The 24,891-nt window shown below is 63.1% G+C and carries 23 protein-coding genes and 1 tRNA gene; 10 read left to right on the top strand and 14 right to left on the bottom strand.

Annotated features, from left to right (window positions below; translation table 11 throughout):
- The first annotated feature begins 2 nt into the window (after window positions 1-2).
- The 3 genes from GD606_RS15495 (at window position 3) to GD606_RS15485 (ending at window position 1,752) form a co-directional block, all read left to right on the top strand.
- Entirely contained in the window at window positions 3-677 is a 675-nt protein-coding gene (locus tag GD606_RS15495) for a hypothetical protein (protein WP_163302373.1), read from the top strand.
- 146 nt (window positions 678-823) lie between these two features.
- Window positions 824-1,015 carry a Com family DNA-binding transcriptional regulator gene (locus tag GD606_RS15490; RefSeq protein ID WP_163302374.1) on the top strand — a complete coding sequence of 64 codons (192 nt, stop codon included), beginning with the start codon at window positions 824-826 and terminating at the stop codon, window positions 1,013-1,015.
- Entirely contained in the window at window positions 979-1,752 is a 774-nt protein-coding gene (locus tag GD606_RS15485) for a Mom family adenine methylcarbamoylation protein (RefSeq protein ID WP_163302375.1), read from the top strand. Before GD606_RS15490 ends, GD606_RS15485 begins: the two co-directional genes overlap by 37 nt.
- A gap of 107 nt (window positions 1,753-1,859) precedes the next feature.
- Here GD606_RS15485 and GD606_RS15480 read toward each other — a convergent pair.
- Window positions 1,860-1,935: transfer RNA gene (locus GD606_RS15480), tRNA-Asn, on the bottom strand.
- Window positions 1,936-2,100: 165 nt separating this feature from the next.
- Here GD606_RS15480 and lysS point away from each other — a divergent pair.
- The 6 genes from lysS to fabZ all read left to right on the top strand — a co-directional run bounded on the left by lysS (window position 2,101) and on the right by fabZ (window position 9,361).
- Window positions 2,101-3,690 carry a lysine--tRNA ligase gene (gene lysS / locus GD606_RS15475; RefSeq protein ID WP_163302376.1) on the top strand — a complete coding sequence of 530 codons (1,590 nt, stop codon included), beginning with the start codon at window positions 2,101-2,103 and terminating at the stop codon, window positions 3,688-3,690.
- Between the two features lie 2 nt (window positions 3,691-3,692).
- The gene (locus GD606_RS15470; protein ID WP_163302377.1) at window positions 3,693-4,922 is read left to right on the top strand and encodes a lipoprotein-releasing ABC transporter permease subunit; all 1,230 of its coding nucleotides are present in this window, start codon (window positions 3,693-3,695) and stop codon (window positions 4,920-4,922) included.
- Complete coding sequence (locus tag GD606_RS15465; protein ID WP_163302378.1) at window positions 4,915-5,598, top strand: ABC transporter ATP-binding protein; 684 nt, start codon at window positions 4,915-4,917, stop codon at window positions 5,596-5,598. The genes GD606_RS15470 and GD606_RS15465 overlap by 8 nt, the downstream gene beginning before the upstream one ends.
- Entirely contained in the window at window positions 5,585-8,236 is a 2,652-nt protein-coding gene (gene bamA / locus GD606_RS15460; RefSeq protein ID WP_163302379.1) for an outer membrane protein assembly factor BamA, read from the top strand. Before GD606_RS15465 ends, bamA begins: the two co-directional genes overlap by 14 nt.
- A 64-nt stretch (window positions 8,237-8,300) precedes the next feature.
- Window positions 8,301-8,810 carry an OmpH/Skp family outer membrane protein gene (locus GD606_RS15455; protein ID WP_163302380.1) on the top strand — a complete coding sequence of 170 codons (510 nt, stop codon included), beginning with the start codon at window positions 8,301-8,303 and terminating at the stop codon, window positions 8,808-8,810.
- Between the two features lie 86 nt (window positions 8,811-8,896).
- On the top strand, window positions 8,897-9,361 hold the full coding sequence (gene fabZ / locus GD606_RS15450) for a 3-hydroxyacyl-ACP dehydratase FabZ (protein WP_163302381.1): 465 nt from the start codon (window positions 8,897-8,899) through the stop codon (window positions 9,359-9,361).
- A 196-nt stretch (window positions 9,362-9,557) separates the two neighbouring features.
- On the opposite strand, the gene GD606_RS15445 is transcribed toward fabZ, so the two are convergent.
- From GD606_RS15445 to GD606_RS15430, 4 genes are all read right to left on the bottom strand, one after another.
- Window positions 9,558-11,318 carry an HD domain-containing phosphohydrolase gene (locus GD606_RS15445; RefSeq protein ID WP_163302382.1) on the bottom strand — a complete coding sequence of 587 codons (1,761 nt, stop codon included), beginning with the start codon at window positions 11,316-11,318 and terminating at the stop codon, window positions 9,558-9,560.
- Window positions 11,319-11,343: 25 nt separating this feature from the next.
- Window positions 11,344-11,730: a response regulator transcription factor gene (locus GD606_RS15440; RefSeq protein WP_163302383.1), complete on the bottom strand. Its 387-nt coding sequence runs from the start codon at window positions 11,728-11,730 to the stop codon at window positions 11,344-11,346.
- A 173-nt stretch (window positions 11,731-11,903) separates the two neighbouring features.
- Window positions 11,904-12,224: an IscA/HesB family protein gene (locus GD606_RS15435; protein WP_246298840.1), complete on the bottom strand. Its 321-nt coding sequence runs from the start codon at window positions 12,222-12,224 to the stop codon at window positions 11,904-11,906.
- A gap of 65 nt (window positions 12,225-12,289) precedes the next feature.
- Window positions 12,290-12,634 (bottom strand): IscA/HesB family protein, encoded by a 345-nt coding sequence (locus GD606_RS15430; RefSeq protein ID WP_163302385.1) that lies wholly within the window; start codon window positions 12,632-12,634, stop codon window positions 12,290-12,292.
- A 212-nt stretch (window positions 12,635-12,846) separates the two neighbouring features.
- Between GD606_RS15430 and pyrR the strand changes: the two genes are divergently transcribed.
- The gene (gene pyrR, locus GD606_RS15425; RefSeq protein ID WP_176629319.1) at window positions 12,847-13,380 is read left to right on the top strand and encodes a bifunctional pyr operon transcriptional regulator/uracil phosphoribosyltransferase PyrR; all 534 of its coding nucleotides are present in this window, start codon (window positions 12,847-12,849) and stop codon (window positions 13,378-13,380) included.
- Window positions 13,381-13,617: 237 nt separating this feature from the next.
- On the opposite strand, the gene argB is transcribed toward pyrR, so the two are convergent.
- The 9 genes from argB to GD606_RS15380 all read right to left on the bottom strand — a co-directional run bounded on the left by argB (window position 13,618) and on the right by GD606_RS15380 (window position 24,743).
- A complete protein-coding gene (gene argB / locus GD606_RS15420; RefSeq protein ID WP_163302386.1) occupies window positions 13,618-14,526 on the bottom strand; it encodes an acetylglutamate kinase in 909 nt (302 codons plus the stop codon).
- A gap of 9 nt (window positions 14,527-14,535) precedes the next feature.
- A complete protein-coding gene (gene hslU / locus GD606_RS15415) occupies window positions 14,536-15,921 on the bottom strand; it encodes an ATP-dependent protease ATPase subunit HslU (protein ID WP_163302387.1) in 1,386 nt (461 codons plus the stop codon).
- Window positions 15,922-16,030: 109 nt separating this feature from the next.
- Complete coding sequence (hslV, locus tag GD606_RS15410) at window positions 16,031-16,573, bottom strand: ATP-dependent protease subunit HslV (protein WP_163302388.1); 543 nt, start codon at window positions 16,571-16,573, stop codon at window positions 16,031-16,033.
- Window positions 16,574-16,583: 10 nt separating this feature from the next.
- Window positions 16,584-17,144, bottom strand: a complete 561-nt coding sequence (locus tag GD606_RS15405; protein WP_163302389.1) for an O-acetyl-ADP-ribose deacetylase — start codon at window positions 17,142-17,144, stop codon at window positions 16,584-16,586.
- Window positions 17,141-18,415, bottom strand: coding sequence for a M16 family metallopeptidase (locus GD606_RS15400; protein ID WP_163302390.1), 1,275 nt, complete (start codon window positions 18,413-18,415; stop codon window positions 17,141-17,143). Before GD606_RS15400 ends, GD606_RS15405 begins: the two co-directional genes overlap by 4 nt.
- Window positions 18,416-18,437: 22 nt before the next feature.
- Window positions 18,438-19,328, bottom strand: a complete 891-nt coding sequence (locus tag GD606_RS15395; protein ID WP_163302391.1) for a DMT family transporter — start codon at window positions 19,326-19,328, stop codon at window positions 18,438-18,440.
- A gap of 243 nt (window positions 19,329-19,571) precedes the next feature.
- Window positions 19,572-21,578 carry a ribonucleoside triphosphate reductase gene (locus GD606_RS15390; RefSeq protein WP_246299103.1) on the bottom strand — a complete coding sequence of 669 codons (2,007 nt, stop codon included), beginning with the start codon at window positions 21,576-21,578 and terminating at the stop codon, window positions 19,572-19,574.
- Window positions 21,502-22,224, bottom strand: coding sequence for a radical SAM protein (locus GD606_RS15385; RefSeq protein WP_246298839.1), 723 nt, complete (start codon window positions 22,222-22,224; stop codon window positions 21,502-21,504). The genes GD606_RS15390 and GD606_RS15385 overlap by 77 nt, the downstream gene beginning before the upstream one ends.
- Before the next feature lie 578 nt (window positions 22,225-22,802).
- The gene (locus tag GD606_RS15380) at window positions 22,803-24,743 is read right to left on the bottom strand and encodes a peptidylprolyl isomerase (protein WP_163301734.1); all 1,941 of its coding nucleotides are present in this window, start codon (window positions 24,741-24,743) and stop codon (window positions 22,803-22,805) included.
- Window positions 24,744-24,891 lie beyond the last annotated feature (148 nt).

Genomic DNA, 24,891 nt, shown 5'->3' with positions numbered 1-24,891 from the left:
CTATGATCGATATGTTTCTGCACGCCCCCACGCGCCAAGCCCTGGCGACAGACCTCGCCCCCCTGGGGCTGACCGTGGATGGAGATCTGGCATACTCCAGCCATCGGCACAACCTGATGGATCTGATCGAGACAGATGACGGGGGGGTGACCGTGGCCCTGTGCTGCCTGGATGACGCCCTGGCCCTGGCCGTTCAGGCAGCGGTGTTTCCAGCCGGGACCGCAATCGTCTCGCGGCCGGAAAATGCCCCCGTCCCGGCCGGTGGCGCATCCGAAAATCTGGAGACGGCCAAGGCGGTGGCCTGCGCAGCCATCGACGCCGAGGCCGAGCGGCGGCGGCTCATGGTGTTGACGCCGGGCGACGGGCAGACCCTGGAATATCAACATACGGCGCATGACGCGGCCCGGGCCGATACCGCGCCGGACCCGCTGACCCCGGCAGCCTATCCGTTTTTGGTGGCCGAGCAGACGGCCCTGGCCCGGGTGGACGTGGCCCTGACACTGCGCCAGGTCGTGGATCTGGTGGTCTACCAGCGGGCCACGTGGCTGGCCTACGGCGCGGCCGTCAAGGCCGCCCGTCGCGGAGCCAAGCTGGCTATCGATGAGGCGGCCACGCCCCTGGATGTGGCCGTGGTGCTGGCTGGCGTCGTCTGGCCAGAGTTGGCCGAGCATTTATAGTGGAGCAGGCGGGACGGGTGGAGCCGTCCCACTGGCCCGGTGCAGGAACACCGGACCACCAGCTTGCGCTGGCTGCTCCCTCCCCTGGGGGACCAAGGGTGACCAGGGCGTAGCAGGCGCAGGCGCAACCTGTAAAGGCGTTGGACGTGCAGGAGATCAGATGCGGAGAATGCGGGAGGTTGCTGGGTAAGGGGGAGGCGATCCGCCTCTCAATCAAGTGTCCCCGGTGCGGGACCGTGAATCACGTGAGGGCCGCGAGCCCCGGCACAGAAGGCCATGGAGCCTCGAAAGAGGAACATCCATGGCCGAGATCATTGACAACCGAGACAGAGCGTTAAGGCGCGCCAAGCGGCCGCCGCACCATCCCCCAGACCCGGGGGTTTACGATCCGCCCACGTCTACGGACAAGGGGTTTATCAAGGGGGCATGGGCGGTGGCTGGTTTTGGCGGCCGCGATTTCTATGTAGCGGCGATTCCAGCGGCTATGGCGCGTGAGCTGGTCACGCGCCACCACTACTCTCACCGGGTAGTCAATAATTCCTATGTCCACCTCGGCGTTTACTTCCGCCGGAATCTGGCCGGGGTGCTGTCGTTCGGCTATGCGCTACAGCCTGCCCGGGCCGGGAAGGTGGTGGAGGGAACGGGGACCACGGAATATCTGGAGTTGAACCGCATGTGGCTGGCGGACGTCTGCCCCCGCAACTCCGAGAGCATGGCCATCGCCTATTCGTTCCGGTACATCCGGCAGGTCATGCCGTGGATCGGGTGGGTGCAGAGCTTTGCGGATGAACGGTGCGGCCGCTGGGGCGTCGTCTACCAGGCGGCCAATTTCCTCTACGTCGGCAGCCACAAGTCGCAATTTCTCTTTCTGGATTGTGACTATTACCATGACTTGCTGGTGACGGCCCACCGGACGAGCGGAGGGAGGAGCAAGGTTATCCGCGAGGGCCTCGACCGGGCGCTCCGGCTCACCTTCCGCCAGTTCCGGTATGTGTTCTTCCTCAAGCCTGGTTGGCGCAAGCGACTGCGGCTGCCCGTGCTCCCCTACCCGAAGCCGGAGGATGGTCAAAACTAAACGTCGTTGTACACAAAACTAGGTGGCGCGGTACACCTGGATAGCGAACACCTCCGCCACCACGCAAAAAAGGGTTAGGCCGTATCGACCTAACCCTTTGAATTTGCTGGCTCCCCGGGGGTGATTCGAACACCCGACCTAGTGGTTAACAGCCACCCGCTCTGCCGGTTGAGCTACCGGGGAACAATTCGTCAAAAGCGAGGGAGCTTCTTAAACCAGCGACAGGTCATCCGTCAACCCCGTTTTTCGCCCAGCCCGCTTTTCCTGACGGCCTTCCTTGACGGCTGGCCGTATTTCTCGTACCCATACCCGCTTGACCGACACGTTTACACACTGGAGCCGCGCAAGTTGGGTACCGACGACCGCGCCAAGCGCAAGCCATTCAAACTCCCGGTGAAGTCCGACCGGGTGGAAGATTTCCGACCACTGCTTGAGGCCCTCGACAAAGGGGGCGAACTCAACGAAGTGCTCAAAAACCGCATCGCCAAGGCCTGCCAGCTCCTTGACGAAGGCTGTGAGATCTATCCCAACGACTTCGTCAAATCCGACAGCCTGCCGGATATCCTTGCCCATTACGAAACGGCCGACGAAACCGCCCTGGCCGACCTCGGACGCAGCTTCGTGGTCGCCGGACGCATGGTTTCCCTGCGCTCCTTCGGCAAGGTCACCTTTTTCAACCTCCAGGACGCCTCCGAACGGCTCCAGTGTTTCGCCTCCCGCGATGACATGGGCGCCGACGCCTACACCCGGTTCAAGAAATACGACATCGGCGACATCGTGGGCGTGACCGGAACCCTGTTTCGCACCAAGACCGGCGAGCTGACGCTGCACTGTTCGGAAATACGCCTGCTGTCCAAGTCGTTTCGGCCCCTGCCCGAGAAGTATCATGGGTTAAAAGACGTGGAGACACGCTATCGCCAGCGCTATGTGGATCTCATCGTCACCCCCAAGACCTCGGAGATCTTCCGCAAGCGGACCCTGATCGTGGGCGAGATGCGCCGCTTCCTCAACGAGCGCGGTTTTCTCGAGGTGGAGACCCCCATGATGCAGGCCGTCCCCGGCGGGGCCACGGCCAAGCCCTTCGAGACCCACCACAACGCCCTGGACATGGATCTTTACATGCGCATCGCCCCGGAGCTGTATCTGAAGCGCCTGGTGGTGGGCGGCTTCGACCGGGTCTACGAGATCGGGCGCAATTTCCGCAACGAGGGCATCTCCACCCAGCACAACCCCGAATTCACCATGTGTGAGTTCTATTGGGCCTACGCCCGGTTCACGGATCTCATGGACCTGACCGAGGCCCTTTTCGCCCGCATCGCCGAAAAGGTCTGCGGCAAAACGGTCGTCGATTACCAGGGCCGGGAGATCGACCTGACGCCCGGGCACTGGACCCGCATGACCTTCCACCAGTCCCTGGAGGAGATCGGCGGCCTGTCCCCGGAGATGTATTTGGATTTCGACGCGGCCAAGGCCCATGTGGAGAAAAACGGGGAAAAGGTGCTCAAGGGCGAAAAGCTCGGCAAGGTCCAGGCCAAGCTCTTCGACATCTTTGTCGAGCCCAGGCTCATCCAGCCCCATTTCATCTACCACTATCCCACGGACATCTCGCCCCTGTCGCGGCGCAACAAGGACAACCCGGACATCACCGACCGCTTCGAGCTTTTTATCGCCGGGCGGGAGATGGCCAACGCCTTTTCCGAGCTCAACGACCCCGTGGACCAGCGGCTGCGATTCGAAGAGCAGGTGCGCGAGAAAGAGGCCGGCGACGACGAGGCCCACCGCATGGACGAAGATTACATCCGGGCCCTGGAATACGGCATGCCGCCGACCGCCGGACAGGGCATCGGCATCGACCGCCTGGTCATGCTCTTGACCGACCAGTCCTCCATCCGCGAGGTCATCCTGTTTCCGCTGTTGCGCCCCGAGGTCTCCTCCTGATCATGAAATTCGAGCTGTTCATCGCCCTGCGCTATCTGGCGGCCCGGCGCAAACAGTCGTTCATCTCGGTCATCTCGCTCATCTCCATCCTGGGGGTGGGCCTGGGGGTGGCCGCCTTGATCGTGGTCCTGGGCGTCATGAACGGGTTCTCCACGGACCTGCGCGACAAGATCCTGGGGGTCAACGCCCACATGGTGGCCGGGGTCATGGGCGGGGCCATGCGCGACTACCGCGTGAACATCGAAAAGCTGGACGCCCTCCCGGGCATCCTGGGAGCCACCCCGTTCGTGTACACGGAGGTGATGCTCAGCAGTTCCGGCGGGGTCAAAGGCGTGATCCTGCGCGGCATCGACCCGGCCACGGCCGGAGAGGTCTTGAGCCTGCCCAGGGACATGGTGCAGGGCCAGTTGTCCGACCTGGACGCCCCCGGATCGTTCCCGGGCATCATCCTGGGCAAGGAGCTGGCCGAGCGCACCGGGGTCACGGTGGGCAGCGCCGTGAACATCCTGTCGCCCTCGGGACGGCAGTCCGCCGCCGGGTTCACCCCCAAGGTCAAGACCTTCGTGGTGCGCGGCATCTTCCGCTCCGGCATGTTCGAATACGACACCTCCCTGGCCTACGTGAATCTGGCCGCGTCCCAGGATCTTCTGGGCTTCAAGCACGACCTGGTCACGGGCATCGAGCTTCGGGTGGACGACGTCTACGCCGTGGACGCCCTGGCGCAGGAGGTGCGCGAGGCCCTGGGGGGCATGCCGGTCTACGTGCGCACCTGGATCGACATGAACGGCAATCTTTTCAAGGCCCTGCAACTGGAAAAGACGGCCATGTTCATCATCTTGCTCATGATCGTCCTGGTGGGATCGTTTAGCATCATCACCACCCTGGTCATGCTGGTCATGGAAAAAACCAAGGACATCGCCATCCTCATGTCCATGGGGGCCACGGCCGAGAACATCCGCCGGGTGTTCATGCTCCAGGGGGCCATCATCGGCGCGGTGGGCACGGCCCTGGGCTACGCCCTGGGGCTGCCCGTGAGCTGGGCCCTTGGCCGCTACCAGTTCATCAAGATTCCAAGCGACGTCTACCCCATGGATTACCTGCCCATCCGGCTGGCCGCAAGCGATGTGCTCCTGGTGGGGGCCACGGCCCTGGCCATGTGCTTTCTGGCCACCCTGTATCCGGCCCGCCAGGCCGCCAGGCTCAAGCCTGCGGAGGCGTTGCGCCATGAATGACGCGCTCATGGAGCTTCGCGGGGTGTCCAAGCAATACCATGGACCGTCCGAACGCATCGACGTGCTCAAAAACGTGAGCCTGACCATCCAGGCCGGTGAGTCCATGGCCATTCTGGGCTCGTCGGGCTCGGGCAAAACCACCCTGTTGCATGTCATGGGGGCACTCGATCTTCCCACCTCGGGCGACATTTTTTTTCTCGGCAACGACATGGGCGCGCTGCAACCGGCCCAGGCCGCAAAAATTCGTAACAAAGATATCGGCTTCGTTTTCCAGTTTCACCACCTTTTGCCGGAGTTCACAACCTTGGAAAACGTTGCCATGCCTGGGTTTATAGCAGGGTTACCCCATGCCGGGGCCCTGTCCCTGGCCGCTGACGCCCTGGCGCTCGTGGGGCTTGATGAAAGGGCCGGACACAGGGTAACAACACTGTCCGGGGGAGAGAGGCAGCGGGCGGCCATTGCCAGGGCCGTTCTTATGCGGCCGAAACTGCTTTTGGCCGACGAACCCACCGGCAATCTGGACGAACATACCGGTTCCCGGGTCGGAGAGGCCTTATCGCGCCTCAACGAGGAACTTGGCATGACGTTGGTGGTGGTCACCCACAACCACAGCCTGGCCGCGCTCATGGGCCGAAGGTTGGAACTTCACGGTGGAGAACTCTATGCACGGACTTAAATCCACGGGGCGGGCGGCTCTTTACGCCATTTTGGCAGTTTTGGCCTTCACCCTCCCGTCCCATGCCCAGTCCGGACAATCGGGAACCAAGATTCTTGTTTTGCCGTTTGCGGTCAACACCGCCTCCGACCAGAAGGGGATCGCCGCCAGTCTGCCGGGCATCCTGGCCGAGAATCTGCGTCGGGAAGGCATTGCCGTGGCCACGGAGAAACCCACCGGGCCCATGGATGATCAGACGGCCCGCAAGCTCGCCGCGGCGGCCAAGGCCACCCATGCCCTGTACGGCAGCGTCTCCCAGATCGGCGAGACCTTAAGCATCGACGGCCGTCTGGTCCCCGCCTCCGACGGCGCGCCCCTGTCGGTGTTCGCCCAGGCCAAGGAGGTCATGCAGCTCGAACCCGCCGCCAAGGAATTGGCCGGCAAGGTCCGGGGGCTCCTGGTGACCGGCGACGCCATCGTGGATGTGGCCGTGGAAGGCAACCAGATCCTGGACAAGGATGTCATCATCCTCAAGGCCAAGACCCAGGTGGGCCAGCCCTACGATCCCAAATCCGTCAACGACGATCTCAAACGCCTCTTTGAAACCGGATATTTCGACGACGTGCAGATCCGTCTGGAAAACGTCCCCGGCGGCAAGAAACTGGTCTTCGTGGTCAAGGAAAAACCGCGCATCCAGGCCATCGGGGTCATCGGCTCGGGCGAGGTGGACCAGGACAAGATTCTGGAGACCATGAGCACCAAGGCCGGCTCCATCCTGAACCTCAAGGTTCTGGCCGAGGATCTGGAAAAGATTCGCGAGCTCTACCGCAAGGACGGCTTCTACAAGACCGAGGTCAACTACGAGCTGGAGCAGACCGATCCGCGCATCGCCCGCTTGAACATCATCGTCAAGGAGCCCAAAAAGCTCTACATCCGCGAGGTTAAAATCGAGGGCGTCAGCAAGGTGGACGCCGACGAGCTGCATGACGAGTTGTCCACCTCCGAGCGGCGTTTCTGGTCCTGGGTCACGGGCAGCGGCGTCCTGAAAGAGGAGATGCTCGAGCGCGACGCGGCGGCCATCGAGAATTTCTACGCCAACCGGGGCTATGTGGACATCAAGGTCGGCCAGCCCGATGTGGAATACGGCGACGACGGCATCACGGTCGTGTTCCGGGTCAACGAGGGCGACCGCTACAAGGTCGGCAAGGTGACCTTCAGCGGCGATCTGCTCATGGACAACGACGCCCTGCTGCAGATCATCAAGCTTGACCAACTGGCCGAGGAAGGCGCCTACTTCGACCGCTCCGTTGTCCGCGACGACCTGAACCTGCTTACGGAAATCTACGGCGACCTCGGCTACGCCTTTGCCCAGGCCGACGTGGATCTCATGAAAAACGACGCCGAGAAATCCATCGACGTGGCCTACACGATCAACAAAGGCCGCCGGGTCTACATCCGCCGGGTGCAGATCGAAGGCAACGACAAGACCCGGGACAACGTCATCCGCCGGGAAATGCGCCTGGCCGACGGCGACCTGTTCAGCGGCAACAAGGTCCGTCGCTCCAACGAGCGTCTGGACAGGCTGGACTACTTTGAGAAGGTGGATATCGAGACCGTGCCCACCGAGAACCCCACCGAGGTGGATCTCAAGGTCAAGGTCAAGGACAAAAACACCGGCGCCTTCAGCCTGGGCGCGGGGTATTCGACCTACGACAGCGTGTTCTTCGGCGGGTCCGTCGAGGAGCGCAACCTCTTCGGGAAAGGCTACAACGCCAAGTTCCAGGGTATGTTGAGCGGCACGTCCAGCCGGTTCATCCTGTCGCTCATGAATCCCCGGTTCAACGACACCAACCTGACCACGGGCATCTCCCTGTACAACCTCTATAAAAAGTACGACGACTACAGCAAGGAAACCGTCGGCGGCAAGCTGACCTTCGGCTATCCCCTGGGCGAATACACGCTTCTGTCCTGGGCCTATCGCCTGGATCGCTACCGCATCTTCAACACCAACTGGTATCCCTCCAGCGTCATCGCCAACTCCGAGGGCACCCACTGGAGCAGTTCGCTGACGGCTGAAATCGACCGCGACACCACCGACAGCTCCACCCGCCCCACCAAGGGCACGAAAAACACCCTGTCCCTGGAATACGCCGGCGGCATCCTGCAGGGCAGCGACGACTTCATCCGGCCCACGATCACGTCCAACTACTTCCACCCCCTGCCCTGGGACCTGGTCTTCCATTGGCGCGGCAGCGCGAGCGTCCTGTTCAACAACGGCGGCGGCGACATCCCGGTCTTTGAGCGCTTCTACCTGGGCGGCATCGAGAACGTGCGCGGTTACGAGCAAAACAAGATCTCGCCGCAGGATCCCCGTACCGGAGAGCGTATCGGCGGCCGGGCCATGTTCTTCACCAACATCGAGACCATCTATCCCATCAGCAAGTCCAACGGCATCTGGGGTCTGGTGTTCTTTGACGCCGGTAATTCCTGGGCTGAGCATACGGATATGGACTGGGATCTGTACAAGGCCGTGGGCGCGGGAATCCGCTGGTATTCGCCCATGGGACTTATCCGGGTGGAATACGGCTACGGCCTGGATGCGGATCGCCAAAACCTCTGGCCGCACCAGATTGGCTTCAGCATGGGACAGTCGTTCTAACGAGAGCAGGAGACTGGCGGGGTACGCGTTTTTTCTGACAACAAACAGTGCAAGGAGATACATCATGGTCGGTATTTTTCGGACGCTTTGCATCGTGGCCGCCATCCTGGCCCTGCCGCTTGCAGCGGCGGCCGAGGGCAAAATCGCGGTCGTCAACCTGGACGAGGCCCTGGCTTCCTCCCAGGCTGGCAAAGCTGCCCTTTCGCAGCTGAAAACCAAGTTCGAGGCTCGGGAAAAGGCTCTGGGACAGCAGGGTGAAGATTTGAAGAAGATGCAGGAAGACCTGCAGAAAAAGAGCGTGGCCCTGTCCCAGGACGCCATGCGTTCCCAGGTCGCTGACTTCGAGGCCAAGGCCAAGAAGTACATGGACGAGCGCAACAAGCTGCAGCAGGAAGAGCAGGAGACCCAGCAGCAGATCCTGCAGCCGCTTCTGACCCGCCTGCAGAAGGTCATGACCGACTACGCCAAGAAAAACGGCTACACCGTGGTTGTGGAAGCCCGCAGCGTGCCGTATTTCGACTCTGCTCTGGACATCACCGCCGCCCTGCGTCAGGAATTCGACAAATCCAAGTAATCCCGGGCCGTCGTTCGGCCCGGCCACACGAGAAGAACGCCCGAAAGGCCGCTAGCGGCCTTTCGGGCATTTGCGCAAGGAACTCCATGAGCGATACCGTCCGTCCCCTTCCAAACATCCGGGACATCTTTACCCTGCTGCCGCACCGTTATCCCTTCCTGATGGTGGACCGGGTGATCGAGTTTCAGCCTGGGGTTTTGTTGCGGGCCATCAAGAACGTCACCATCAATGAGCCGTTTTTTCAGGGGCATTTCCCCGGGCTGCCGGTCATGCCGGGGGTGCTGATCCTTGAGGCCATGGCCCAGACGGGCGGACTGTTCATCGGCCAAAGCCAGGACGAGCCCCTGGGGGACCGGGTGTTTCTTTTTTCCGGCATGGACAACGTGCGCTTCCGCAAGCCCGTGGTTCCGGGCGACCAGTTGGTGCTGACCTGCACCGAGGCCCGCCGCAAGTTCAATCTCTGGAAGATGCGGGCCATGGCCGAGGTGGATGGGCGCAAGGTGGCCGAGGCAGATCTGAGCGCCGCCGTTGTGGAGCGTTCGGCCCTGTAACGCGCCTCACCCCAGCCATCGCTGGCACACGGGCGGGCAGGCCGCGACTGCGCCGCCGCTTTTTTGGACACCGGTAATGCCCTCGGGCGGATTCCCTCGGGCGGATTCTCTCAGGCAGGTACGCCGCAGGCAGATTCTTTCGGGCAGGCGCCGCTCTGGCGGTTCTTGGCGATCGAAGACACCCCGTCCGGTTCTCTCAGGAGCATTCTTCCTCGGCATGGCCCGGCGTCTCGGGCAGATAGTCCTCGTTGTCCGTGTGCATGGCCATGCGCATGGCGTCTTCCTCAATCTCGTCGTTTTTCTCGGCGAACAGGCGAACCAGATCGGAATCGATCTTGCCTTCGGCCGCCTCGTGCCGCAGCACGGCCAGGGCCTTGTTGCGCGGCAGGGCGGGTTTGTAGTGCCGTTCCATGGTGATGGCGTCGTAGATGTCCACAATGGCGATAATGCGGCTTTGCAGAAGGATATCATCCCCGCGTAGTCCGGAAGGATATCCCGAGCCGTCCAGCCGCTCATGGTGCTGGGAAATGATGGTCAAAAGCCGCCGCATGTTTTCGGGAAAGGGAATGTGTTGCAGGATGCGATAGCTTTCGGAGGGATGCCGCTCGATCTCCCGCCGTTCCTCCTGGGTCAGGTTGCCGCGCGGGATGAGCAGGGTTTGCATCTCCTCGTCCGTCAGCATGGGCAACACCCGGCCGTTAGTCACGATTTCGTTTTTGGCGATGCGCCCGATCAAGGCCGCATCGTCCCGGGTGATGCCATCCGAACCGTTGATACGCGCCAGCGCCGCGAAATCCTCGCGCCACGCCCCCCCGGTGACATCGCTCCACAGGGCCAGGCGCTGGCCGATGATGTCCAGGCGATCCTTGGGCAACCGGGACGATTTGGTGAGCACCTGCTCGCGGATGCCGATTTTGCCCACATCATGCAGGAGTCCGGCGTAGATGATTTCCTGGAGGTCGTTGTCCGTGAACCGCACATTTGGAAAGATATCCTGATTTTCATGCACCGCCTTGGCCAGGGCCACCGAAAGCCTGGCCACACGCTGGGAATGCCCGGCGGTGAAGGGATCCCGGGCATCAATGGCCGTGGCCAGGGCCTGCATGAGGGACTTGATGAGGAGCTGCACGCTCTCGAAGTGAAGCGCATTGCCCATGGCGATGCCGGCCACCGAGGCGATGGTGCCGACATACTGGAGATGATTGGCGTCGAAGCGCGGCGCGCCGCAGGCCCCCAGCACCAGGACGCCGACGCATTGGCTGGCGGAAAGAAGCGGGGCGATGAGCATGGCCGTCAATCCCGGGGCCTCCCCGTGCCACCTTTTATCCGAAGCCAGATCGTTTATGATCTCGGGCTTGCCGCTTTTCACGACATCCAGAAAAAGCGTGCTTCCGGCAATCTGCTCCATGCCGCATTTTCTGGAAGCCCCGAAGGAACGCTGTGGAAGAAATTGGGTGGTTCCGGCCTTACGCAGATAGATGATGCCGCCGTCGGCCGGAATGTCTCCAGAAAGGAACTCGGCCAGAAGGGCCTGGGCCACGTCGCGGGGGCGTAGCGACTGGTTGAGGGTCAGGGTGGCTCGATGCAGCAGGGACAACTCACGGTATTTCTGCAAGGTTTCGGCGGCCAGCACCCGTCGGATGTTCTCCCGGGTCAGGATCTCTTCCACGGACGTGGAAAAAAAGGCCAACACCTTTTTGGCGACGCCTGCCGCCTCCGGCAACGCATCGGGCGGCGGCGCCAGGATGGCCTGCCCGACCGGGACTTTGTCCAGGTGCAGGGGCAAGGTCAAAAGGCCCATGTCCGACAAGGGGGCGTGCCCGCCCCCGGGCGGGTGGACGATCCGGCCCTCCATGTCCGAAACCAGAATACGCCAGCCGGAACCGAGAAGATCGGTCGCCCGGCGCTGGAGCGTATCCAGGTTTTGTTTGCGCAAAAGCCTCGCGAGAATGGCCATGGCTGATCCGAAGACGCGCGGCGGGTTATGCCGTCAATCCCAGGAGATCCCTGGCTACCTTCAAGACTTCGTCCGGATCGAAGGGCTTGGTCATATACATGGCGGCGCCCATCTCAAGTCCCTGCTTGCGGTCCACCTCCTGACCCTTGGCGGTCAAAAGGACGATGCTGCATCCCTGAGTCTCGCCGTCTTCTTTGACCCGCTGGCAGACCTCATAGCCGTTGAGCTTGGGCATCATGATGTCCAAAAAGACCACATCCGGCTTCTCCCCCCGGATAAGCGACAATCCTTCTTCGCCGTTGGAAGCGGATAAAATCGTCACGCCATGCTCTTCTTCCAGCTCTTCCAGGGTTTGCTCCAGGAGCATGCGGATATGAACCTCGTCGTCGACGATCAAAATCTTACCGGGCATCGGGCACTCCTTTAAAAAAACCGGCCATCGCGCGTCAGGCCGATTCCGGCTGGGTAACGAAACCGCATGAAGCTGCCTTGAGCACCTTAGTCCGAATATTCGTCCTTTGTCAAAAAAACAGGCGATATCCATACGGATATCGCCTGAAAGAGGAGGTCGTCACGTCGGCGTTTTCAGCAGGAGCACGACGAACCGGACGAGCACGAGCCCCCGCACCCGCCGCCGCCAAGCTCAAGGCCTGACTGCACGGTGAAGCCCATGTACGTCATGTCCACCTTCATGGGGCCGGCCTGCTGGGACAATTCCTTGTCCACAAGAAACACGTACCCGTTGGTGTCGAATTTTTCGTCGGAATCCTTCGGCTCGTCCAGAGCCAAAGACAACTTGGGACCGGCTCAACCGCCGGTTGCGAGATAGATGCGGATGGGATTTTTTTCCTTGTCGGCGAAATACCCGTCCAATTGTTGGCGGGCGGCCTCGGTGAGCTCGACCATATCTGTATCTCCTGGGAGGTGTAGTAGGGCCGCCCTCACGAACGGCCCCCTGTAACGATCAGAATCTATGAGCAGCAGGAACCGGGCGTGCTGCACGAACCGGAGGAGCATGATCCGCCGGAGCAGCCGCAACCGCCGTCGCCAAGCTCCAGGCTCGACTGCACGGTGAACCCCATATAGGACATGTCCACGCGCATGGGAGCGGCCTGGGCGGCCAGTTCCTTGTCGACGATGAAATTGTAGCCCTCCACATCGAACTGATCATCCGTGTCCTTGGCCTCGTCAAGGGCCAGGGCCAGGCGGGGGCCGGAGCACCCTCCGGCGGAAAGATAAATCCGAATGGGGGCTTTTTCCTTGTCCGCGAAATACCCGTCCAATTCGCGGCGGGCGGCCTCGGTAATTTCGACCATGTCTGTCGACCTCCTGGGGAGAAATTGGCTGAGGCCCGTAAGTAAGCACGGCCCGGGGCTTTGTCAAACAGGAGAAACGACCCACCCCACAAGGCCCAAAGCGCCTCGCCAACCCTCCCGAAATGCCGGTTCGACCCCGGACATTGCCCGCTTTGGCCTTTTCCGCTAGGGTCGGCGTCATGACACAGCACAGCACGCCCACAGGGATCGCCATGAAACGACAGCGCCGCATTCTCTCGGCTGAAGACATGGTCCGGACCATCGAACGGCTGGCCTTCGAGATCATCGAACGCCACGACCAAGGCTGCGGCCTGGCGTTTATCGGCATCCAGCGCCGGGGCGTGGAGCTGGCCCAGCGCCTGAAAAAGGTTTTGGAAGGCCGCCTGGGCTGCGACATCCTGTCGGGCAAGCTGGACATCAACCTCTACCGCGACGACTGGACCCACTCCGACAACCAGCCGCATATCGGCGAGACCGACATCCCCTTCGACATCAACGACAAGAAAATCGTCCTGGTGGATGACGTGCTCTTCTCCGGCCGCACCATCCGGGCCGCCCTGGAGGCCATCCTGGACTACGGCCGGCCGCGCAAGGTGGAGCTTCTGGTCTTGATCGACCGGGGGCACCGGGAACTGCCCATCCAGGCCGACTATGTGGGGAAAAAGGTCCAGACCGCCCTGGGCGAACATGTGGACGTCCACCTAGCCGAGCTCGACGGCGAGGACAACGCCTACCTGGTGCGGTAATTGGGCAGGGGCAGAGGCCTCCGGCGGCCCAAGGGGGCAGGCCCCCTTGGGAATCCCCGAACGGGGAGAGAACGTCCGAGCAGCCCTCTTCCGGCGGTTTCCTGCGAAAGACCTAAACGATCAGGCCGGGCGAGGGGCTTGCGCGCGGCGCGGCAGGCAGGCCCGAGCGAAGCGACGCATGGCCTGACGCCGCGCCGCGCGCAGGCCCCGAGCCCGGCCGACCAGCGGAGAGCCGCGCTAAATCCGATTCTCCCGCTTTCTGCGATGCACGATCTCCGTGCCGATGCCAGATGTCGTAAAAAGCTCCAAAATGATCGAGTTCTCCACCCGGCCGTCAAGAACATGGGCCTTCTCCACCCCGCCGTCCACGGCCTCCATGCAGCACTTCATCTTGGGGATCATGCCGCCCTTGACCGTGCCTTCCTCGATGGCCACCGAGGCCTCGCGCAGATCGAGCGACGAAATGAGCTGCCCCGAGGCGTCCAAAACCCCGGCCACGTCGGTCAAAAGCACCAGCCGCTTGGCCGAAAGGGCCACGGCCACGGCCCCGGCCACGGCGTCGGCGTTGATGTTGTAGGTCTCGCCCTCCTCGTCCACGCCCACCGGCGCAATCACCGGGATAAACCCCTGGCCCTTCAGGGTGTTGATGAGCGTGGCGTTGATGCCCGTGACCTCGCCCACCTTGCCCAGGTCGATGATCTCCGGCGGGGCGTCCTTGCGCTCCAGCACCATCTCCAGCTTCCGGGCCTGGATCAGGTTGCCGTCCTTGCCCGAAAGCCCCACGCTCATGCCACCGTGCCGGTTTATGAGGCTCACGATCTGCTTGTTGATCTTGCCCGCCAGCACCATCTCCACCACGTCCATGGTGGCCGTGTCCGTGATGCGCAGCCCCTGTCGGAACTGGCAGGCGATGCCCAGCTGGTCGAGCATCTTGCCGATCTGCGGCCCGCCGCCATGCACGATGACCGGATTGATGCCCACGTACTTGAGCAGGATGACGTTCAGGGCAAAGGCCCTTTTCAGATCCTCGTCCACCATGGCGTGGCCGCCGTATTTGATGACGATGGTCTTGCCGTAGAAGTCGCGGATGTACGGCAGGGCCTCCAACAAAAGCCTGGCCTTTTCGTGTTCGCTGTCGCAGATCATGATATCCCCCTACAGGATGTACCTGGAAAGATCCCGGTCCTCGGACACGTCCGACAGCTTGTCCCGTACATAGTCCCGGTCCACCGCCACGGCCGTTCCGGACAACTCCGAGGCCTCAAACGACAGGTCGTTTAAGATACGTTCCATGATGGTATACAGCCGCCTGGCCCCGATGTTCTCCGTCTCCTCGTTGACCTTGCGGGCAAAGTCCGCCACCTCCAAAAGCGCCTCGGGGGAAAAGCTCAAGGCCACGCCCTCGGTCTTGAGCAGCGCCGTATACTGCACCGTGAGCGCGTTTTTGGGCTCGGTCAGGATGCGGTGAAAATCCTCGGCCGAAAGCGCCGTCAGCTCCACGCGAAGCGGAAACCGCCCCTGTAGCTCCGGCACCAGATCCGACGGCTTGGAGAAATGAAAGGCCCCGGCCGCGATGAAAAGGATATGGTCCGAACGCACCATGCCGTATTTCGTATTGACCGTGCAGCCCTCGACCACGGGCAACAGGTCGCGCTGCACGCCCTCCCGGGACACGTCCGGGCCCGAACCCTGGCGGCCGCCGCAGATCTTGTCGATCTCGTCGATGAAGATGATACCCGTCTGCTCCACCCGCTCCTTGGCCGCCTCGGTGACCTTGTCCATGTCCACCAGACGCTCGCTCTCCTCCTGCAAAAGGATCTCGTAGGCCTCACGCACCCGCATATTCCGGGTCTTCTTGCGGGACGGAAACATCTTGCCCAGCATGTCCTTGAACTGCACCCCCATGTCCTCCATGCCCGGCATGGCCATGATCTCCACCTGGGGCGAGGGCGCGGAGACCTCCACCGGCACCGTGCGGTCGTCCAGCGCGCCATCCCGAAACAGCCTGCGCAACTTCTCCCGGGTGGACGAACTCGGGCCGTCGGCGGACGCGGGCCGTTCCTCGTCGCCCGCATCCAGGGCCTCGGGCATCTCCATGGCCCCGGAGGGGGAATAGCGCGGCCCTGGCTTGGGCAAAAGCAGGTCCAAAAGCCGCTCCTCGGCATTCTTCTCGGCCCGCTCCTTGACCCGCTCCATCTCCTCCCGGCGCACCAGGTTCACCCCGATCTCCATGAGGTCGCGGACCATGGACTCCACGTCGCGGCCCACATAGCCGACCTCCGTGAACTTGGTGGCCTCGACCTTGAAAAAGGGCGATCCGGCAAGCTTGGCCAATCTGCGGGCGATCTCGGTCTTGCCCACGCCGGTTGGCCCGATCATCAGGATATTTTTCGGCGCGATCTCGTCGCGCAGCGCCGGGTCGATGCGCCGCCTGCGCCACCGGTTGCGCATGGCGATGGCCACCATGCGCTTGGCCTGGTCCTGGCCGATGATGTATTTGTCCAACTCCGCCACGATCTCGCGAGGGGTCATGTTCTCCATCGTCTCTCCACGGCCGGGTTCTGCGGCCTGACCTGTCTTGCCCACAAGCCGCGCCACAAGCGCGTCGTAAAGGGCCTTTCTCCGGGAAACGCGCGACGGGCCGCGCGACTTACTTCTTCTCCAACGTCTCAATGGTCACCCGGTCGTTGGTGTACACGCACAACTCCGCCGCAATGGCCATGGCCTTTTCGACAATCTCCCTCGCGGACAGCTTCGTCTCCCGGGCCAGGGCCCGGGCCGCCGCCAAGGCATACGGCCCGCCGGAACCTATCGCCGTCAGGCCGTCGTCGGGCTCGATCACGTCTCCCGTGCCGCTTAAGACCAGCACGTTTTCAGCGTCGGCTACAATGATCATGGCCTCAAGCCGCCGCAAATATTTGTCCTTGCGCCATTCCTTGGCCAGCTCCACGCTCGAGCGCAGCAGGTTGCCGCCATATTCCTCAAGCTTGGCCTCGAAACGCTCAAAAAGCGTGAACGCGTCCGCCGTGGCCCCGGCAAAACCCACGATCACCCGGTCCTTGTAGAGCCGCCGCACCTTCTTCGCGCCATGCTTCATGGCCACGGCCTGCCCCATGGTCACCTGGCCGTCGCCGGCCACGGCCACGCCATGCGCGTCGCGCACCGCCAAGATCGTCGTTCCTCGTATGTCCATGTCGTCTCCCTTACGTCTCGTCGCTCAGCACCGTACCGGCGGCCTCGCGCCACGCGTCCAGGGCGCGGCCGGAAAAAAGGCACATGGTGACCTCGGCCACCAGGGCATCCATAAGTCCTTGCCGCAGGGTCTGCAAGGCCGTGCGCGCCGCCAACTCCTCGGGAAATCCGTAGACCCCGCAACTGATGGCCGGAAAGGCCACGCGGCCGAGGCCAAGGGCCTGGGCCGCCAGCAGGCTCTCGCGGTAGGCCGAGGCCAAAAGGGACGGTTCGTTGTTGGCCCCGCCGCGCCAGATGGGGCCGACCGTATGAATGACGTGGGCGGCGGGAAGATTGAATCCGGGCGTGGCCACGGCCTGTCCCGTGGGCAGGGGACCGCTCCCACGCACGATGTCCAGGCAGGCGGCCAGAAGGCGCGGCCCGGCGGCCCGATGGATGGCCCCGTCCACCCCGCCGCCACCGGCCAGGGAGGGATTGGCGGCGTTGACGATGGCGTCCACGCTGAGCGTGGTGATGTCGGCGACGACGAGATGCAGATGGCCCGGGCCGACGGCAAAGGCATGGGCGGTCATGACGCGGCTCCTTCCAGCCAGGAGGGTTCGATCTGGGGGCCAAGGATGCCGACGACGGCCCGGGCGGGGTCCAGGATGGCCGCAGCGGCCTGGCCGATCTCGTCCCGGGACAGGCGTGCGATTTTGGCCGCCGTCTCGGACAGGGGCACATGGCGTCCGAAGAGGAGGTGGTTCTTGGCCAGCCGCACCATGCGGTTTTCCGTGGACTCAGCCCCCAGAAGCAACAGCCCGCGCAGATGCTCGCGCACATGCTCCAGTTCCTGGCGGGTCACGCCGCCTGCGGCCATGGCCGCAAGCTCCCGGCGCACCACGTCCAAAAGCTCCTCCACCCGGCCCGGGTCCACGGCGGCGTGGATCTCCAAAAGCCCGGCGTCGGCCAGGGTGTTTAAGTCGCTGGACACGACGTAAGCCAGCCCCCGCTTCTCGCGAACCTCCTGAAAAAGCCGCGAGGACATGTTGCCGCCAAGGACCGTGGTCAAGGCGGCCCGGGCGAAGCGGCCGCCATCAGCGTTGCCCGGCACGGGAAACCCCATGGCCACATGGGTCTGCTCCACCTCCCGGGGCAGGGACAGCGAGCCGGGCCGAAAGGCCGGAACCGGCGCGGTATTGGGCGAACCGGCCGGGACCGGCGGCAATCCGGCGAAAAAACGGCCGATCATGTCCGCCAGGGCGGCATGGTCCACGGCCCCGGCCGCCGCCACCACCATGGCCCCGGGGCGGTAGTTGGCGGCCCGCCACTCCCACAGGCCCGCCTCGGAAAAGGCGGCCACGCCCTCGGCCGGGCCGGTGATGGGATGGCCCATGGCCCGGTCGTCCCAGGCCGCCTCCCAAAGGGATTCCAGGAGCTTGTCGTCGGGGGTGTCCTCCACCATGCCGATCTCCTGGAGGATGACGTCCTTCTCCCGCTCCATCTCCTCCGGGGGAAGGCAGGGCCGAAGCGCGATGTCGGCCAGGATGTCCCAGGCCAACGGCAGATGGTCGGCGGCCACCCGGATGGAGAAGCAGGTATGCTCCCGGGAGGTGTAGGCGTCGGCCAGCCCGCCCAGGAGATCCAGCTCCAGGGCGATCTGGCGGGCCGTGCGGCTGGCTGTGCCCTTAAAGGCCATATGCTCCCAGAAATGGGCCATGCCCTCCTGGGCGCGGGTCTCATGGCGCGATCCGGAGGGAATCCAGATGCCCAGGCTGACGGTGCGCACGGCGGGCATGCGTTCGGTGACCACGGCTGGGCCGCCGGGGAGGATGGAACACTGATAGGCTTTTTTGGGGGGCATGGGTCTTTCTATGGCAAAAGGGTTAGGCGGGCTTTTGGGTCTTGGCCGTGCGCTGGACGGCCAATCCGGCCATGATCAACATTAGTCCCGCGAAGGTGGAGGGCAGAATCTCCTCGCCCACCACGAAATGGATGAACACCAGGGACAAAAAAGGCGACAGGAAAATGAGGTTGGCGATGCGGGCCGTGTTGGCGGCGTTTTTCATGGCCGACAGCCACAGGGCAAAGGCCAGCCCCATCTCGAAAACCCCCACGTAGGCCGCGCCCAGATAGCCCAGGGGGCTTGCCGGGACAAGGCCCGTGGTCGCAAGGCACACGGCCAGCGTCATGGGCAGGGAGGCCGCGAAATTGAGCAGAAGCCCGGGCACGGGGTCGCGGTCGTCCCTGGCCCCGAGAATCCAGAAAAGGGCCCACAGGATGGTGGACAAAAGGGCCAGCCCCACGCCGAGCGGGCTTTCCATGTTCATTCCGGCCACATCGCCCCTCGTCGAGATGACCAGCACCCCGGCATAGCCCACGAAAACCGCCAGGAAGTCGCGGCGGCCGATTTTCTGTTTGAGAAGCGGGATGGACAGAAGCGTCAGCGTGATGGCCCAGGTGTAGTTGATGGGCTGGGCCAGTTGGGCGGGCAGGCGGTCGTAGGCCGCAAACAGGATCAGGTAATACAGGAAGGGATTGAGCGCCCCCAAAAGCGCCGACCGGACGTACTGACGCCGGGTCATGGCCACAACCAGCCCCAGGCGGCCCTGCACGGCCAATATCGCGCCCAGGCACAGGGTGGAGGCCAGGCTGGAATAGAACAGCAGTTGCGCCGGGTCCATGTGGCGCAGCGACAGCTTGAAGGCCGAGGCCACCGTGGACCACATGAGCACGGCCAAAAGGGCGTGGAGGGTGGCTTTGCGCTGATCGGGCATGGTGTTTGGCGGATGATCCTTTGCCCGGCACCCTAGCCGAGACGGCCCGGCCGCACAAGGTGTCGCCCGGGGCATCCGGGATGGCGCGCGGGCCGTCCTGCCGGACAGGAGTTCTCTCTTGAAGATGAAGCGATTCGCCGCCGTAATCGCTTCATATCGTGAAGCGATTAGGTCCCCGGACGAAAAAAAACAGGGGAGGACCGACGCCCTCCCCCGCTACAGGATTTTCTGCTCGGCGGCGGCCTAGCTTCCGCACATGCAATCGACTCCCTCGAACATCACCCGGTCCACGTATTCCGCCTGCTTGCCCTTGTTCCACTGGGACACGGGCCGGTAGTAGCCCACGATGCGGGTATAGACCTCGGCGGGCTCACCGCAATCCGGGCATTCGAAGTGTTCGCCATGGATATAGCCGTGCTTCTTGCAAATGGAAAACGTCGGTGTAATCGACAGGTAGGGGATCTTGGTCATGGTGAAGGCCTTGATGATAAACGACCGCAGGGCCTCCAGATCGGTCGCAGCCTCGCCCAGGTAGGTGTGGAACACCGTGCCGCCGGTGTAGAGCGGCTGAAGCTTGTTCTGGTGCTCCAGGGAATAGATGACGTCCGTCGACAGCCCCACGGGCAGGGTGGTGGAGTTCGTATAATACGGCGTGCCGTTGCCCGAGGCCCGGATGTCCGAATACAGCGACTTGTCGATCTTGGCCAGCCGGTAGCTGGTGCCCTCGGCCGGGGTGGCCTCCAGGTTGTAAAGGCTGCCGGTCTCCTCCTGGTAGCCCGAAGTCAGCTCGCGCAGGTGGTTGAGCGTCCGGGTCATGAGCCTCACCCCGGCGTCGGTCTCGATGCCCTTGCCCAAAAGGTTCAGGCAGGCCTCATGCCCGCCCACCAGGCCGATGGTGGAGAAATGGCCCTTGAAGCCGTTTTTGAGGTAGCGCCTGGTCCACGGGAACATGCCCCGCTCCAGGTTGTCGTTGATGAGCTTGCGCTTGAATTCCAGGGCCGTCTTGGCCAGATCGGCATATTCCGTAACCAGATCGAGAAAATCCTCCTCGCCCTGGGCCAGAAAGGCCAGCTTGGGCAGGTTGAGCGTCACCACGCCAACCGATCCGGTCAGGTCGCCCGCGCCGAAAAGCCCGCCGACCTTTTTGCGTAGCTCGCGCAAATCCATCTGCAACCGGCAGCACATGGACCGCACGTCCTCGGGGCTCAAATCGGAATTGATGAAGTTCTGGAAATACGGCGCGCCGTACTTGGCCGTCAGCTCCAAAAGCTTCGTGCCGATGGGCGTCTCCCAGGGAAAATCCTTGGTGATGTTGTAGGTGGGGATGGGGAAGGAGAAAATGCGGCCGTGGTAGTCCCCCTGGGACATGACCTCCAGGAAGGCCCGGTTGAACATCTCCATCTCCACGGCGTAGTCGCCATGCACGCTGTCCAGGAGCTTGCCGCCGATGATCACCGCCTCATTGGCCAGATGCTTGGGCGGGGCCAGGTCGAAGGTCAGGTTGGTGAACGGGCTCTGGCCGCCCCAGCGCGAGGTGGTGTTCAAGTTGAACACGAACTTCTGCACGGCCTGGCGCACCTGCTTGTACGTCAGTTTGTCGTGGCGGATGAACGGGGCCAGATAGGTGTCCACGTTGTTGAAGGCCTGGGCCCCGGCCCATTCGTTTTGCAGCGTGCCCAGGAAATTGACCATCTGCCCCAGGGCGGAATCAAAGTGCCGGGCCGGGCCCGCGCAGGAGCGGCCTTCCAGGTTGAAGCCCTCAAGCAAGAGATCCTTGAGGCTCCATCCGGCGCAATACCCGGCCAGTCCGAACGACAGGTCGTGGATGTGGAAATAGCCGTGCTCGTGGGCCGCCCGGACCTCCTCGGGATACTTCTCCAGGGCGTATCTGGCCTGGACCGTGCCCGACAGGTGCAGCATGAGCCCCTGGAACGAATGGCACATGTTGGCGTTCTCGGCCACGCGCCAGTCGGCCTTGCTCAGGTAGTTGTCGATGACGTCTTTTATGTCCAGGTAGGCGGCTTTTTGCTCGCGCAACTCCCGGCGCTTCTCGCGATAAATGATGTAGCGCTTGGCCACGCCGAAAAGGCGCGACTCCATGAGCACCTGCTCCACCTGATCCTGCACCTGCTCCTGTTCCGGAACCTCGAGCTCCTCGAGCTTGTGCTCGACCTTATGCGCCAACCGCCTGGCCAAAAGGGGATCCTGGATGCCGCTGGCCTTGAGCGCCTTCAAGATGGCCAGGGCGATGCGCTCCGTGGACCAGGTTTCCTGGCAGCCGTCGCGTTTTTTTATCCGAGTGGGCATAAACCTTCTCCTCCCCACGCGCCTTGGGCGGCACGTATGCTTGAACAGTCAATGGAAAACCGGACGGCAGAATCACCTCCCTGATCTCCTGCACGTCCGCCTCGCAAAGCTCCGGCACAAGGGTCGTCCGGAACATGAATGCCTCCGGATGCCCCATGGCCACCTCAAAAATTCCGCTCATCTTCTCCCGGGCCGCCTCCGCCGTCACGGCGCCTCCGGTCACCAGGGGATATTTTTCATACGGCGCCTTCAGGTCCACGGAAAACCGCGTCCCCGGGGCATGGGCCAACACCGCCGCCACCATCTCCGGGCGCATGCCGTTGGTGTCCACCTTCACCGGCGGCCCAAAGGCCGTAAGCGCCGCCACCAGTTCCGGCAGATCCTCCGCCAGGGTGGGTTCGCCGCCGGTGACCACAATGCCGTCCAGCCACGCCCCCCGGGCCGAAAAGAACTTCCCCAGATCGGCGGGCTCAATGGGCGGATAGCGGTCGGGACGCCAGGCCAATCCGGCGTTGTGGCAGTGCGGGCAGCGCAAATTGCAACCGCCCAGAAAGATGACCGCGCTCATGCGCCCCGGCCAGTCGCACATGGACAAAGGCTCCAGACCCCGAATCTGGTTCCAAACGGAATTTTCGTTCACAGGCGTATCTCGAATATATTGAGAAGACAGGAAAAATGCGGCCCGCGCCGACTCCCCACGGCCACGTCCATTACCGCCAGCTTTATAGTCCCGCCCCGATAGTTTGTATAGACGCTCACAGCGCCTCCATCAGTGAGTTCTGCACAACATGAGCCGCCACACCCAAGAAATCACACGCAAACCCCCGGTTTCCACAATTTTTGCCCACAGCGTATTTTCTTGTTGAAAATCCTTTTCATCCCTAAACGCATCGCATTCCGATCTCCCCACCCACCCGGGGCTGCCGCCCCGGACCCCGCCCGGGGGGAATCATTCCCCCCGGACCCCCTGGCCTCGGGCGCTCGTTTCTGGCGCGATGCGCCAGAGACGAGCGCCCGGAAGTCCAGGCGGCAAGCCGCTGCGCCCAAATCATTGCGGCCCCCTGGCCGACGCATTCGCGTCGGCCAGGGGGCCGCATATATGGGGTGCAGGGGGCTTAGCCCCCTGCCGGGGGGCGTGGGGGGCAGCGCCCCCCACACCATGTCGCCCTACTGCGCCGCAGCGGCGTCGCCGCCGGGGCGGGGCCCGAGGATATCGACGTTGACCATCTCGATCTTGGCCTGCTCCTGGATGGTGGTCAGGTAGGCGCGGAACAGCTCGCTTTGTTTGGATTGAAGAAGCGACTGCATCCATTTGTCCTTATCGGCGTTCCAGGCGGCGGGGTCGGGCTCGATGCGTTTTTCGGGCCGGGCCAGGACGTAGCCATCGGAGACGGAGAACACCTGCGGCTGCCAGTCCTTGGATTTTTGTTCAAAGGCGACCTTGACCAGCGGCGGCACCATGCCCAGGCCCGGGATGAAGCCCTGGCGGGTAAAGGGCTGGGACAGGGTGATCTTGTCTTTGTATTCGGCCAGCACCTTGGCCAGTCCCTCGGGGGTTTTCATTTCCGTGGCGGCGGCCTCGGCCTTTTCCTTGGCCGTGGCCAGGGCTTGCTTTTCCACCAACTCGGCCACGATGCGGTCTTTGACGTCGGCCAGGGGGGCCACGGAGGCCGGTTTGACCTCCACGACCTTGGCCAGGAGGAAACCGTCCTCGGTGGTCAGGGGGGTGTCGGTTGTTTCACCCTGGGTCAAGGCGAAGAGGGTTTCCAGGCCCTGGGGGGCGATCTTGAGATTCGCGGGGGGCATGTCCTTGGAGAAAAGCGGCGTCTGTCCGATGGCCAGGCCTTCCTCTTCGGCGGCCTTGGCCAGCTCGACGCCGGCCACGATCTTGTCCTGCACGGCGTCCATGACCTTGGCCAGCCGGTCGGCGGCGCGCTCTTCGGCCAGGATGCCCCGGACCTCGTCCTTGACGTCGGCCAGGGGGGCGACTCCGGCGGGGCGTTTTTCCCGGATCTCAAGGACATGCAGGCCCACGGTGGTGCGCAGGGGGTCGCTGACCTTGCCCTTTTCCAGTCCGAACGCGGCATCCTCGAAGGACTTGAATTCCTTGGGCAACGCGCCGCGCGACAGCCAGGCGTAGTCCTCGCCCATAAGGTTGTCGCCCTGGGTGGGATTTTTCGGCAGAAGTGAGGCGAAATCCTCGCCCTTGCGCAGCCGTTCGGCCAGCTCGGCCATCCTTTTCTCGGCGGCCTTGACCTCGTCGGCGGAGGCGTCGGGAGGCAGCATGACCAGGAGGTGGCGAACCTCGACGGATTCGGGGCGCTCGAAGGCCTTGGGGTTGGCCTTGTAGTAGGCCTCCATGTCCTGGTCGGTGATTTCGTCGGGCTTGGCCAGGGTCTGGGGGGACAGATCCAGGTAATCGACCTTGATCTGGGCCGGGGTTTTGAACTTGTCGCCGCTTGCGTCGTAGAAGGCCTTGATGGCCTCCTCAGTCGGGGTGATGCCCTGGGAAAACGCGTCGGAGGTGAAGGGGATGTATTCGATGACGGCCTGTTCCCGGCTGAAGTCGTAGAGGGACCGGGCCTCGGCCTCGGTGACCTGGGCGGGCAGGGCGAGGTAGCTGCCGAGCTTTTCCAGGGTGAGGTTCTGGCGCATGTCCGTCTCGAATTCGGCGGGATTTAAGCCATTGGCCTTGAGCAGCTCCTCGTAGCGTTTGGCGTCGAACTTGCCGTCCTCGCCCGCGAAGGCCGGAACCCGGGCGATCTCCCGGCGCAGTTCGGCGTCGGAGACGGAGAGATTGAGCTTGGCGGCCTGGGCGGCCAGCATGGTCTGGGTGAGCATCTGGCTGAAGACCTGCCAGCGGAAGCCGCCTTCGGCCAGTTCCTTGTCGGTGACGTTGGGATTCTGGTTATGCACCATCCGCAGGCTTTCCTCGAAGGTCTTCTCGTATTCCTTGACCAGGATGGGGCGGTCATCCACGTAGGCCACCACCGAGGCGGTGTCGTTGCCGAACTTGCCGACCCCCCAGAACACGAAGACCACGATGATGACTCCGAAGACAATTTTGACGCCCCAGGATTGGGCATTTTGGCGCATGGCGTCGAGCATGGGTTTCTCCTTAAAAGGGATACGCTTGCGGCGTGGAAAGGCGCAAAAAAAACGGCGCGTCGAACCGGCCTGGCGAAAAAAAATCGCAACGCGCGCCCGCCAAGCCCCACCCCGGCTCAAGGCCGGAGAGCCGTGGGGACGCGGCGGG

The organism is Desulfolutivibrio sulfodismutans DSM 3696 (assembly GCF_013376455.1).
Taxonomy (GTDB): domain Bacteria; phylum Desulfobacterota; class Desulfovibrionia; order Desulfovibrionales; family Desulfovibrionaceae; genus Desulfolutivibrio; species Desulfolutivibrio sulfodismutans.
Note: the sequence above shows the minus strand (reverse complement) of the source record. Positions and strands in the feature narration are given on the sequence as shown.